We start from the raw sequence: 12,138 nt of genomic DNA on the forward strand, positions 1-12,138 counted from the left end.
CGGCCCGCGGACTCATCGCTCAGCCGCTGCGGGTGGTCAGCAGCGACACCTCGGCGACGTTCGTCGTCGGGGGCAGGGTGAGGGTGAACAGCACGGTCTGCGCGACGTCCTCGGGCAGCAGCGCGGTCCCGCCGTCGGCCGCCGCGCCGGGGGACACCCAGCCGACGGCGACGTGCCGCACCCGCACCAGGGTGCCGCCGAGCTCCAGCCGCAGCGTGCGGGCCAGCTGGGCGGCGCCGGCGGCCGTGGCGGCGTGCACGGCGAACGCGGGCACCAGCTCCGACGCCGCGGCCGACCCGACCAGCACCAGGTCGGCGGCGGAGTCGTTGGCCGCCGCGGTCAGCAGGTCGTCGAGGAACGCGCGCGCCGCCAGCACCGCGTCGCCGGCGCCCTGCTCGATGATCTCGGCCCACCGCTCGGCCGGCGACAGCCCGAACGGGCCCCCGCCGACGCCGCCCAGCACGGCCACCACCAGGTCGACGCCCCCCAGCCGCTCGCGCACGCCGTCCGCGGCCCCGAGCACGTCGCGCGCGGAGCCGACCTGCTCGACCACCGCCCCCGCCGCGGCCAGCCCGGCGACCACGGCGTCGGCGATCAGCGGCAGCCCGATGACGACGGCGCGGCGGCCGGCGACCGGGTGCACCCCTCCCGGCGCGGTCACGCCACCGGCTCCGCGTCGACCGGCTCGCGCACCGCCGGCTGCCGCACCGGCAGCGCGTCCTCGGCCGGCGCGTCCGCCGGCGCGGCCGCCCGCACCCGCGACCGCCCGGCGGTCTGCTCCAGCGCGGTCCGCATCGGCCCGACGTCGAGCGGGCCGTCGTAGAGCTGGCCGTTGACGAAGAACCGCGGCGGCTCGTCGAGGGCCATCGCGCGGGCGTCGTCGTCGTCCTCGCGGACGCGCGCGGCGTGCACGCCGGAGGCCACGGCGTCGTCGACCCGGGCGAGGTTGAGCCCGGCGTCGACGGCGCAGCGGCGGATGGCCCGGTCGTCCAGGCGCCCGGCCCGGGCGGCCAGCGCGTCGTGCATCGGCCAGAACCTCGACTGCGCGTCCGCGGCCTCGGCCGCCTCGGCGGCGCGGGCCGAGGCCGGGTCGTCGGTGAGCAGGTGGCGGTACACGAAGACCAGGTCGTCGCCGAGGACCTGCCGCAGCTCGTCGACCACCTCGGCGGTGCGCCCGGCGTTGGTGAACACGAACGAGGCGTAGACGACGAGCTCCATCGGCGCGCCGACCCGCCCGCGGACGTGGTCGCGCGTGGCGCTCACCGGCCGGGCCAGCCGCTGCCGGCCGGGCAGCCGGGACCGGTCGACCGCCCGGACGACGGCGACCGCGCCCAGCGCCAGCAGCGCCGCGATCACCGACGCACCCAGCACGCCGATCCGCGCCTGCGCGGCCAGCGCCTCGTCGTCGAGGGCCAGGTCGATGATGAACAGCGAGATCGTGAAGCCGATCCCGCTGAGCACGCCGGCGGCGAACACGTGCCGCGGGAACAGCCCCGACGGCAGCCGGCCGATCCCGAGCCGGACGGCGGCCGTCGACGCGGCGGTCACGCCGACCACCTTGCCGACGACGAGCCCGATCACGATCGCCCAGGTCAGGCCGGAGGTCGCCGCGGCGGACAGCGTCTCGGCGCTGAGCACGACGCCGGCGTTGGCCAGCGCGAACACCGGGACGACGGCCAGGTTGACCCACGGCCGGAACAGCCGCTGCCCGCGCTCGTTGATCGACACCGACCGGGTCAGGCTCAGCACCGCCCTGTGCGCCCCGCTGGAGGTCGGCGTCCGCCCGTAGTCCCGGGCCGCGGCCTCGGCGGCGTCCACCTCGTCCGCGCTGGGCGGGTAGACCGGCAGCAGCAGGCCGATCGCGACGCCGGCCACCGTCGGGTGCACGCCCGAGGCCAGCACGCCCAGCCACACCGGCACCGCGACCAGCAGGTACGCCCCGCCGCGCCACACCCGCATCCGCCGCAGCCAGACCACCGCGACCAGCCCGACGCCCGCCACCGCCAGCGGCAGCAGGGTGAGGTCCTCGGTGTAGGCGACGGCGATGACGGCCAGCGCGCCGACGTCGTCGACGACCGACAGCGCGAGCACGAACGCGCGCAGGTTGACCGGCACCGCGCGGCCCACGACCGCGAGCAGGCCGAGCACGAACGCGGTGTCGGTGGAGATGACCACGCCCCAGGCGGCGCGCGCCTCGCCGGGCTGGTCGCTCAGCCCGGTCACCGCGAGGAAGACCAGGGCGGGCACGACCAGGCCGGCCAGCGCGGCGACGACCGGGATGCGGATCCGCCGGGTGTCGCGGAACTCGCCGAGCACCAGGTCCCGCTTGACCTCGAGGCTGATCAGGCAGAAGAACAGCGCCATCAGCGCGTCGTTGACCCAGTGCCGCAGGTCCATCTCGAGGACGGTGTCGCCCAGGCTGACGGCGAACGGCGTGTGCCAGGTCTCCTCGTAGGTCGAGCCCGGCACGTTGGCCCACACCAGCGCCACGACCGTCGCGGCCAGCAGCACGGCGGCGGCCGCGGCGTCGGAGTCGGCCAGCCGGAGCACCCGGCCGAGCGCCGAGGGCCGCTCCAGCTCACCCCGCGGGGTGCCCCTCACCGGACCCCCGTCCCGCGCCGCGTGGGCAGGTAGGGGTCCTGGCGGGTGGGCAGCACGAGCAGCTCGGCGACGTTGACCCGCGGCGGCAGGCCGGCGCCGAACAGCACGGTGCGGGCGACGTCGTCGGGGTCCATCGGGACGACGACCTCGCGGTGCTCGGCCCAGCCGCGCGCGGTGCCGTCGTGGCTGATCTCGGAGCCGAGGTCGGTGTCGGTGAGGCCGGGGGCGACGACGTGCACGCGCACGCCGCGGCGGCCGTACTCCGCGCGCAGCGCCCGGGCCAGCTGGGCGACCGCGGCCTCCACCGCCGAGTAGACGGCATAGCCGGGGAAGCGCACCTGGCCGGCGAGCGCGCCGATGAGGAACAGGTCGGCCGGGCGGCCGTCCTCGGCGGTGGCCAGCAGGTCGCGGGCGAAGGTCTGCGCGGTCCGGAGGATGCCGCCGAGGTTGACGTCGATCATCTCGATCCACTCGGCGGGCACGCCGTCCTCGAACGGCGCGCCGGTGAGCACGCCGGCGCCGGCGACGACCAGGTCGGCCGGGCCGAACCGGTCGTGCAGGGCGTCGAGGGCGTCGGCGAGGTCGAGCCCGTCGGAGACGTCGGCGGCGACGGTGAGGGTGCGGCCGGGGTCGGCGGTGCTGTCGGCGACGGCCTGCAGGCGGTCGCCGCGACGGCCCAGCAGCGCGACGCGGCAGCCGGCGGCCACCAGCGAGCGCGCCGTCGCGGCGCCGATGCCGCTGCTGGCGCCGGTGACGACGGCGACCCTGCCGTCGAGCGCGCCGGGGGTCGCCCGGGAGGCCGGGACGGCGGCGGGTGTGCGGGGTGGTGCGGACACGGTTCCCCTCTCGGAGGTCAGCAGGGGGATGCGCCGATCATGCCGGGCCGGGGGCGTCCCAGTCGATCCGCGCGGCGAGGTCGCGGAGCCGGCGCCGAGGACCGGGTCCACCGAGCCGGCCCACGGGTGACCCCCGGAGACCGCTCGCTGCCGCCCGTCCTGTGCGACCCGCCGCGCGTGCCGGGCACCGTGGCGGCGGGCGGCGTCAGTGGCCGCCCGTCACCAGTCGCCGTCGGGCGGGGTGAACTGGCTGACGGTGAGCTCGGCGCCCTGCGGGTCGCGCAGCAAGGCGGTGCGGGTCCAGGTGTCCTCGGCCGTGCGCAGCACGGTGGCGCCCAGCCGCTCGGCGGTGGCCGCGCACCCGTCCCGGTCGGCCACGGTGACCACGACGTGCCAGTGCGGCGGCTCGTCGCCGGTCACCAGCAGGCCGCCGATCACGTCGGCGAAGCCGGGCGGCGCGGACGCCTGCCGCTCGTGGATGCCCGGGTCGACGGTCGCGGCCAGGTGGTCGCCGTAGCCGGGGACCTGCAGCATCGTGCCGGCGTCCTGGGCCATGTCGACGTCGCGCCAGCCGAACAGCGGCCGGTAGAAGGCCATCGCGGCGGCGCGGTCGGAGGTGTGCAGGTCGGAGAAGTTCCAGGTGCCCGGCACGTTGGTGAGCTGCGCGCCCGGGCGCCGGCGGGCCTGCCACAGCCGGAACGCCGCGCCCTGCGGGTCCAGGCAGGTCGCCGTCCGCCCGCCCGGGCCGGCGTCCTCGGGGCCGGAGAGCACCGTGCCGCCCAGTCCGGGCACCGCGGCGGCGGTCGCGTCGGCGTCGTCGACCGCGACGTAGGTGTTCCAGGCCGGCGGGCCGTCGCCGGGCCCGACGGCGGCGACGTCCTGCCCGTCCAGCGTCGCGACGAGGTAGGAGCCGGGCGCGCCGGGCGGCACCGCCTCGGCGAACTCCCAGCCGAACAGGGCGCCGTAGAAGGCGGCCGCGGCGGCCGGGTCGGGCTGCTCGGTGTCGATCCAGCAGGTCACGCCGTGCGGGTAGGTGCGGATCACGACGGCTCCTCCCACCGGGGGTCGAGGTGGCGCGGAGCGTAGCGGCGCCCGGGGACGGTCCCGGTCCCTCGCGCCCGCCGTCAGTGCGCGGCCATCGCCGCCCGGACCTCGCGCAGGCTCGGGTTGGTCAGGTACCGGCCGCCGACGACGACGGTGGGCGAGACCTCCCAGCCCTGCGGGTGGCGCGCCCGGACCTCGGCGGCCCCCACGGGGTCGTCGGCGAACCGCACCGCGCGGTGGGGGAGCCGGGTGGCGGCCATCTTCGCCCGCAACGTGGTGCTGTAGGGGCACCCCGGCTTGTAGTAGACGGTCACGGCCTCGTCGGTCACGGCCTCGTCAGTCACGGCGACCTCCGCTCTCGGGACGGCGCTGGATCCCTGGGCCGTCACGGTCGCAGGGCGGCGACCGGTGCGGCAACGGGGTTCCCGGGCGCGACGGGTGGGACGGGAGTCGTGAACTCCGTGTTGCCGGCGGCACGGCACGCCCCCGCGGGCAGGGGTGGGTCCCACAGTGGACGGCTCCCGAGCCAGTGGAGGAGGGGACCGTGAGCGTGACCCCCGAGGACGTCTTCGCCTGGGTGCAGCGGGTGCGTGACGACGGCGCCGGCGTGTGGGCCGCCGTCGACACCCTGGACGCGGACGAGACCCGCGACCTCGTCGGCCACCTGCTGGCCTACCTGTGCGCGCTGACCACCGCCCAGGACGGCGCCGTCGCCGCGCTCGACGCCCGCCTCCGCGCCGAGCCCGTCATGTCCGACGGGCGCCGCGTGGCGGTGCTGCGCTCCTGGCTCGACGCCGTCCCGCTGGGCACCGCCGGCCTGGCGCAGGTGATCCGCGGCATCGAGGAGGCCGAGGCCGGCGAGGCCGCCTGACCTCGGCGATGAGTCCGGCGCGCCGGCGCGGTCCGGACCGGCACCCGGCTCGGCCGAGCTGTTCGACACCCGGAAGGCGGTGGAGGTGGGCGGCACGATCGACGGTCACCCCTTCACCGCCACCTGCATGCCCTCGGGGGAGGGGCCGCACTGGCTGCCGTTGCGGAAGGCGCTGTGCCGGGCGATCGGCAAGGACGCGGCGGGCCAGGAGGTCTCGGTCCACCTGGAGCAGCGGCTCACCTGACGGGCGGGCCCGGCGGCGCCCCGGCGGGCCGGCGCGCCCGCGGCACCCTGCGCGAGGTGGTCGGCAGCGCGTGGACCTCCTGGCGGGCGCTGCAGTCCCGGTGAGTGCTCGCGCGCACGGTCGTGCTCTGCCCACGACGGTGGGCAGAGCACTAGCGGGCCGGGGACACCACCCCGAGGGCGAGCTCCCGGGCCTCGTCGTCGGCGAGCAGCACCTCGGGCAGGCCCGCCAGCGCGGTCCGCATCGCGTCCACGCCGCCGAACTGGAAGCCGAGCTGGGTGGCGTAGCAGGCGCAGGCGTCGGCCCGCCGGCCGAGGTCCTGCGGCAGCTCCACCGGGGTCAGCCCGCCGGGCAGGTCGGGTCCGGGGACGGCGTCCGGGTCGCGCAGCACGTACGGCGAGTCGCGCCACCACAACACCGGCCGGCCCGTCCCGGCCACGGCGCGCAGCACCTGCAGGTGGTCGACGTGCCCGCCGAGCGCCTGCGGGGCCAGCCACACGTCGCCGGGCAGGCCGGTCAGCGCGGTGCGCACGTCCAGCCACGCGTCGTCGTCCTCGTGCACGCCGGCGAACAGGTCCGCCGCGCCGTCGTAGCCGCGGTGCGGCGCCTCGGCCAGGTCCAGGTGCAGCGGCGTCGCGCCGAGCACCGCCGTCGCGGCGGCGTCCTCGTCCCGCCGCAGGGCCATGTAGTCGACGTCGGGGGGCAGGCCCTTGTCCAGCTGGCAGGCCAGCGCGAAGCCCCCGGGGTCGGGCACGCTGCGGGTGAAGCAGGTGACCACGGTGACCTCGTGCCCGGCGTCGGCGAGCGCGGCGAGGGTGCCGCCCACGGAGAACGCGGCGTCGTCGAGGTGCGGGCTGACCGCGGTCACCCTCACAGCAGGTGCGCCGCGGCGCGGAACCGGCAGGAGAGGTCGACCGTCGGCGGCATCGTCCAGTCGACGGACGGCGTGGACCCGGCCACGGACCGGTACACGTCGTCGATCGAGGTGGCTAGCACCGGCCACGAGTACAGCCGGCGCACCTCCTCCAGCGCCGCCGTCGCCAGCCGCTGCCGCAGCGCGCCGTCGGTGAGCAGCCGGTCCAGCGCCGCGCGCAGCCCGGCGACGTCGCCCGGCGCGTGCAGCAGCCCGTTCTCGCCGTCGCGCAGGCAGTCGACGACGCCGACGCTGTCGGTGCTCACCGTCGGCAGCCCGCTGGCCATCGCCTCGAGCAGCGTGTTGGAGAACCCCTCGCTGTAGGTCGGGCTGACGAAGACGTCGGCCGAGCGGTACACCGCGGGCGCCTCGTCGGGCGGGACGTAGCCGAGGAACGTCGTCCGCCCGTCGGCGCGGGCGCGGGCCTCGTCCAGGTCGGGGCCGATGCCGGAGACCACCAGCCGGACGCCGCCGGGCAGCGCCTCCAGCAGGTCGAGCACGCCCTTGCGGCGGTCGACGCGGCCGTGGAACAGCAGCACCGGCGGGTCCTGCAGCGCGCCCAGCGGCCGCTCGACCGGGGTGAACCGGCGGGTGTCCGTGGCGCCCGGGACGACCGTGAACCGCGCCGGGTCCGAGCCGAGGTTGCCGACCACCTCGTCGCGGAAGCTGGCGCTGCCGATGAGCACCGCCGACGAGCAGTCGACGACGGCGCGCATCGCGTGCGCGTGCGTGGCGCAGCAGGTGCCCACCCAGTGCCCGTCGCCGCCCTGGATGCTCACCACCGCCGGCAGCCCGGTCTCCCGCGCGGCGGCCAGCACCGCCAGCCCCGGCGGGTAGCCGTACTGGGCGTGCAGCACGTCGAACGGGCGCTCGCGGTGCAGGCCGACGACGGTGTGCACGATCTCCGCGACGTCGCCCTCCCAGTCGGCCGGGACGACGGTCTCCCCGCGGCTGGGCAGCGCGTGCACCTCGACGCCGGCGGGCACGCGGTCGGGCGGGGGCGGGCCGCCGCCGTAGACGCGGGTGCCGGCCTCGTCGTCGCGGTACTGGCTGACCAGCACCACCTCGTGGCCGAGCGCGACCTGCTCGCGCAGCAGGTTCTCCGCGTAGACGCTCATCCCGCTGACCGCGGGCCAGTAGCGCCGGCTGACGAAGCAGGTCCTCACGCCAGGGCCTCCGCCTTCCGCAGCGTCTCGATCGACCGCGGCACCATCTCGTGCGCGCGGTGCCCGTCGCGGGACAGCTCCAGCGTCACCAGCCGGTCGAACGACGCCTCCCGCAGCGCGCGCAGCACCGCCGGCAGGTCGACGTCGCCCTCGTCGAGCGGCAGGTGGTCGTGCACGCCGCGGCGCATGCCCTCGACGGCCACGGTGCCCAGGTGCGGCGCGAACCGGGTCACCGCCTCCTCCGGCTCGTACGCCCCGGCGACGACGCAGTGCCCGGTGTCCAGCGCCAGCGCGGTGCCCGGCGCCTCGTCGGCCAGCCGCGCCCAGCCGTCGCAGTCCTCGACGAGCATGCCCGGCTCCGGCTCGACGGCGAGGGCGTAGGAGCGGCCGCCGTGGCTGTCGACCAGCGCGCGGACGCCGTCGACCACCCAGCCCCACGCGGCGTCGCGGTCCACGCCCGGCTTCGGCACGCCGGCCCAGAAGCTGACCGCCTCGGCGCCCAGTACCTCGGCGAGGTCGCAGGCCAGCCGCAGGTAGGCGAGCCGCCGCGCGCGGCCCTCGGCCGAGGCGGTGACCAGCGTCGGCTCGTGCTTGGCCCGCGGATCGAGCAGGAACCGGGCGCCGGTCTCCACCACCACGCCCAGCCCGAGTTCGTCGCAGCGCGCCCGCGCCTCCTCGGCCTGCGCGAACGCGTCCGGCGCGAACGGGTCGAGGTGGACGACGTCGAGGGTGAGGGCGACGCCCGCGTAGCCGCAGTCGGCGAGGAAGGGCAGCGCGTCCGACAGCCGGTGCGAGGTCAGCCCGTTGGTGTTGTAGGCGTAGCGCAGGGCGGTGCTCCGTGGGTCGTGTGACCTCGCAGGCTCGGTCACGAGGCCAGGACCTCGGCCACCACGTGCCGGCCCGGCTCGCGGTACAGCGCGTACAGCGCGCCCACCCGCCGGTCGGCGCCGGCGCGGTCGAACCAGGCCGGCCCGCCCAGGCGCTCCTCGGCGCCGGCGGTCAGGTGCACCCGCGCCCAGCCGCCCGGGTCGGCCCCGACGGCCACCAGCGGGTCGTCCCGGTCCAGCAGCCGGCGCACGCCGCGCTCGCCGATCCGGCCGTAGGACATCGTCTCGACCTCCAGGCCGGTCACCAGCACCTTCGCCGCGACCGCGTCGCCGGCCGAGGGCTGCAGCTCCACCAGCACGTCGTGCCCGGCGGCCTGCACCGCCCCGGTGACGTGCGCGTGCAGATCGTCCCCGGACCACGTGGGCAGGTCGGCCAGCGCCACGGTGGACCGGCGGGACAGCACGGTGTCCTGCAGCAGGTCGACCAGCGCGCCGGTGCCCATCCGGGTCCAGGCCAGCATCGCCTGCAGCGCGCGGTCCTCCTCGACCAGCCGCTCCGGCGGGTGCCCGGTGCGCCAGTGCTCCAGGTAGCCCGGCGGCGTCGCCGGCAGGACGACGTCGAACGGCCCGTGCATGAACGCCTTCCGGCTGCGCGCCGAGGCGAACTCGTGCAGCGCCTTGCGGACGGCGGTGTCCCGGTCGGGGTGCGCGGCCTCCCCGCACGCGGTGGCCATCACCGGCACCGGCTCCGAGCCGTCCCGCGAGCAGCCGACCGCGTACACGTCCACGACGCCGAACTCCGTGGACGCCAGCTTCACCGCGACGTCGATGCCGGCGGCGTCGAGCCGGTCGAGCAGCGCCAGCGCGTCGGGGTCGGTCAGCCCGGCGAGGTCGACGACGACGCCGCGGTCCATCGCGCGGAACGCCGTCGCGTTGCCGTCCCGCTGCAGCACCTCCAGCAGCGCGTGGGTGACCGCCCGGTCGGCGTCGAACGCCGCGCCCTGCCCGTTGGTGATCACCGTGGTGAGCCAGCCGCCGGGCGGGGGAGCGCCGGGCAGGTCGTCGGGCGCCGACGCCACCAGTTCAGCGGGCACCAGCACCCGCTCGCCGTCGCGCAGCCGGGTCATCGGCAGCCACTGCAGCGGCCGGTCGTCGTCGTACGGGCTGCCCGCCTCCAGGCAGAGGGTGCGCGGGTCGGCGACCCGGTCGCGGCCGTGCCGGCGGGCCATCTCGGCGTAGGAGCCCTCCTCGCGGGCCACGCCCCGGTGCGCCCGCAGCGACAGCGCCATCTCCGCCATCTCGCCCATCGCGCCGGTGCGGGCCTCCTCGCGGGTGGCGCCGTAGCCGAGCCCGCTGCCGCCCGGGTGCAGCTCCGACGGCGGCAGCACCGCCGAGTGCAGCGGCACGTCGAGGACGTCGATGCCCTCGATCGCGAAGTCCTCGACCGGGACCGGGAAGCTGTCGCGGTACCGCTGCGACGGCGTGACCTCGACGGCGGTCACAGCTCGTCCAGCGGGACGGGCGCGGCGTCCGGCGGCCCCGACAGCAGCCGCTGCACCAGGTGGACGACGTGGTCGGTGGTGATCCCCGGGACCATCTCGAACGGCGTCGCGACCACCTCGAAGTCCAGCTCCGCGACGACGGCGAGCATCTCCCGCAGCTCCCCGTGCGAGAGCGGGATCTGCGCGTGGAACGCCTTGTGCGCCGACAGGGCCACCGGGTCGCCGTCAGGGGACAGGTCCACCTTGAGCGAGTCGCCGCAGAAGAGGATGCCGCGGCGGGAGTCGTGCAGCACCGAGTGCCCGGGGAAGTGGCCGCCGGTGCGGTGCAGCGTGAGGTCGGGGGCCAGCGCCAGGACGTCGTCGGCCGGCCAGGTGACCCGGAAGGCCTTGGTCCAGACCAGGTCGTGCACGTTGACGCACACCACCCGCGGCTCGAACTCCTGCTGCAGCTGCCAGAGCGCGCCGTAGCCGTGCACGTGCGAGGACGCCAGCACCGGGAAGCCGCCCTTCTCGGCGGCCATCCGGCGCAGCTCGGCGAGCATGTCGGCGGTGTACCAGGGCGCGCACTCGAAGCCGACCAGGCCGGTGTCGGTCTCGATCACCCAGCCGCGGCTGTCGAGGCCGAAGCGCGGCTCGGTGCCGAACTCGGTGACGCCGTCGACCGGAGCCGGCCGCCAGAAGCCGGTGACCAACTCGTCGGCCTGCTTGTCGGTGACGAACTCGAAGCCGTGCTCGGGCAGCGCGTTGCGGACGTCGGCGCAGACCGGGCAGACGACCGGGCCGGGCGCGGGCCAGCGCTGCCAGTGCCCGCAGTTGGTGCAGGCGTAGGCGGGCAGGTCGGGGAGCAGGCCGCGGTAGGGGTTGGTGTCGACACCTCCCTGACGAGCCTGGCTGGGCACGTGCCGCGCGCCGTCGTCGACGGCGGGGTCGGTGGCCCGGTCGATGGCGCCGGGGACGTCGGGCGAGCTCACGGTTTCCCTCCGGAGAGAGCGGCGAGGAGCAGGCGGTGCAGGGCGAGGTCGCGGGCGGGGTCGTACGGCCAGGCCGTCGTCACCGGGGCGCGGCCCGCGACCGCGTCGGTGAAGGCGGCGAACTGCGCGGTGAACGGGTCGCCGAACGGCGGGGTGTCGGCGAACGGCACGTCCACCGGGTCGGGGCGGTACAGCGTGAGCGAGCCTCCCGCCGTCTGGCCCATCGTGTCGACGGCGACGGCCATGCCGCGGGTGCCGACCACCTCCAGGCGGCGGCGGGGCAGCGTGTCGGGGGTGTTGAAGGCGACGTGCAGGCTGACCAGCACGCCGGAGTCGGTGGTCCCGGTGAGCAGGGCGCCGTCGTCGACCCCGTAGCCGTGCACGCGGGTCTGCAGCAGCGCCGACAGCGACGTGACGTCCTCGCCGAGCAGCGTGCCGGTGAGGTCGAGGCCGTGCGGGGCCAGGTCGATCGCGGCGCCGCCGCCGGCGCGGGCCGGGTCGACCCGCCAGTTGTCGTGCGGGCGGCCGTCGGGCGTCCAGTCCCCGGGCAGCCAGCAGCCGTAGACGATCCGGACGGCGGTGACCGTGCCGAGCTCGGGCACCAGCTCGCGCAGCCGCACGTGCGCGGGGTGCCAGCGCTGGTCGTAGGCGGTGCCGAGCAGCACGCCGGCCCGCGCGCACGCGTCGACCAGCGCCTGGGCGTCGCCGGCGTCGGCGGCCAGCGGCTTCTCGCACAGCACCGCCTTCCCGGCCGCGGCGGCCGCCTCGACCAGCGGCCGGTGCCCGGCGTTGGGGACGGCGACGTAGACGGCGTCCAGACCCGGGGTGGCGAGGAACTCCGCGAGGTCGGTCGTCCGCCGGGCGCCCTCGACCGGCATGCGGTCCATCGCCGCGGGGTCGAGGTCGTGCAGCGCCACCACCCGGGCGCCGTCGACGGCGAGCAGTCCGGGCAGCGCGTGGTCGCGGGCCACCCAGCCGCAGCCGGCGATGCCCCACCCGACGCTCACGGCGTCCCCCTCCCCGCCGAGATCACGTGATCTCGACGCCGGAGGGCCCCGTGGACGGGGGGGGGGGGGGGGGGGGGGCGGGCGGGGGGGCGGGGGCCCCCGGCCGCGGCCGGCCGCCCCGCTCCCCGCCGCCCGCCGCGTGGGGAGGGCGCGGGG

Annotated in this window: 12 protein-coding genes and 1 pseudogene; 2 read left to right on the forward strand and 11 right to left on the reverse strand. The window is 77.0% G+C overall.

What is annotated here, in order from left to right; translation table 11 throughout:
• Positions 1–19: 19 nt before the first annotated feature.
• The 5 genes from ACI796_RS19660 to ACI796_RS19680 all read right to left on the reverse strand — a co-directional run bounded on the left by ACI796_RS19660 (position 20) and on the right by ACI796_RS19680 (position 4,825).
• Positions 20–661: an SDR family NAD(P)-dependent oxidoreductase gene (locus ACI796_RS19660; RefSeq protein WP_456942904.1), complete on the reverse strand. Its 642-nt coding sequence runs from the start codon at positions 659–661 to the stop codon at positions 20–22.
• Positions 658–2,601, reverse strand: a complete 1,944-nt coding sequence (nhaA, locus tag ACI796_RS19665; RefSeq protein WP_456942905.1) for a Na+/H+ antiporter NhaA — start codon at positions 2,599–2,601, stop codon at positions 658–660. Before nhaA ends, ACI796_RS19660 begins: the two co-directional genes overlap by 4 nt.
• A complete protein-coding gene (locus tag ACI796_RS19670; protein ID WP_456942906.1) occupies positions 2,598–3,437 on the reverse strand; it encodes an SDR family oxidoreductase in 840 nt (279 codons plus the stop codon). Before ACI796_RS19670 ends, nhaA begins: the two co-directional genes overlap by 4 nt.
• A 219-nt stretch (positions 3,438–3,656) precedes the next feature.
• A complete protein-coding gene (locus ACI796_RS19675) occupies positions 3,657–4,481 on the reverse strand; it encodes a VOC family protein (protein WP_456942907.1) in 825 nt (274 codons plus the stop codon).
• An 80-nt stretch (positions 4,482–4,561) separates the two neighbouring features.
• On the reverse strand, positions 4,562–4,825 hold the full coding sequence (locus tag ACI796_RS19680) for a glutaredoxin family protein (protein ID WP_456942908.1): 264 nt from the start codon (positions 4,823–4,825) through the stop codon (positions 4,562–4,564).
• A gap of 200 nt (positions 4,826–5,025) precedes the next feature.
• Between ACI796_RS19680 and ACI796_RS19685 the strand changes: the two genes are divergently transcribed.
• The gene (locus ACI796_RS19685; RefSeq protein ID WP_456942909.1) at positions 5,026–5,352 is read left to right on the forward strand and encodes a hypothetical protein; all 327 of its coding nucleotides are present in this window, start codon (positions 5,026–5,028) and stop codon (positions 5,350–5,352) included.
• Between the two features lie 49 nt (positions 5,353–5,401).
• Positions 5,402–5,596, forward strand: a pseudogene (locus ACI796_RS19690) (DUF1905 domain-containing protein); the annotation flags it as partial.
• A gap of 151 nt (positions 5,597–5,747) precedes the next feature.
• Here the strand turns inward: ACI796_RS19690 and ACI796_RS19695 are convergent.
• The 6 genes from ACI796_RS19695 to ACI796_RS19720 are packed head-to-tail and all read right to left on the reverse strand — an operon-like array spanning position 5,748 to position 11,982.
• Positions 5,748–6,464, reverse strand: a complete 717-nt coding sequence (locus ACI796_RS19695; protein WP_456942910.1) for a PIG-L deacetylase family protein — start codon at positions 6,462–6,464, stop codon at positions 5,748–5,750.
• A 2-nt stretch (positions 6,465–6,466) separates the two neighbouring features.
• Entirely contained in the window at positions 6,467–7,675 is a 1,209-nt protein-coding gene (locus ACI796_RS19700; protein ID WP_456942911.1) for a glycosyltransferase family 4 protein, read from the reverse strand.
• Positions 7,672–8,544 (reverse strand): sugar phosphate isomerase/epimerase family protein, encoded by an 873-nt coding sequence (locus ACI796_RS19705; protein ID WP_456942912.1) that lies wholly within the window; start codon positions 8,542–8,544, stop codon positions 7,672–7,674. The genes ACI796_RS19700 and ACI796_RS19705 overlap by 4 nt, the downstream gene beginning before the upstream one ends.
• Positions 8,541–10,004 carry a YcaO-like family protein gene (locus ACI796_RS19710; RefSeq protein WP_456942913.1) on the reverse strand — a complete coding sequence of 488 codons (1,464 nt, stop codon included), beginning with the start codon at positions 10,002–10,004 and terminating at the stop codon, positions 8,541–8,543. Before ACI796_RS19710 ends, ACI796_RS19705 begins: the two co-directional genes overlap by 4 nt.
• Positions 10,001–10,975, reverse strand: coding sequence for an MBL fold metallo-hydrolase (locus ACI796_RS19715; RefSeq protein ID WP_456942914.1), 975 nt, complete (start codon positions 10,973–10,975; stop codon positions 10,001–10,003). The genes ACI796_RS19710 and ACI796_RS19715 overlap by 4 nt, the downstream gene beginning before the upstream one ends.
• Positions 10,972–11,982 (reverse strand): Gfo/Idh/MocA family protein, encoded by a 1,011-nt coding sequence (locus ACI796_RS19720; RefSeq protein ID WP_456942915.1) that lies wholly within the window; start codon positions 11,980–11,982, stop codon positions 10,972–10,974. Before ACI796_RS19720 ends, ACI796_RS19715 begins: the two co-directional genes overlap by 4 nt.
• Positions 11,983–12,138 lie beyond the last annotated feature (156 nt).

The organism is Geodermatophilus sp. SYSU D00525 (assembly GCF_054050475.1).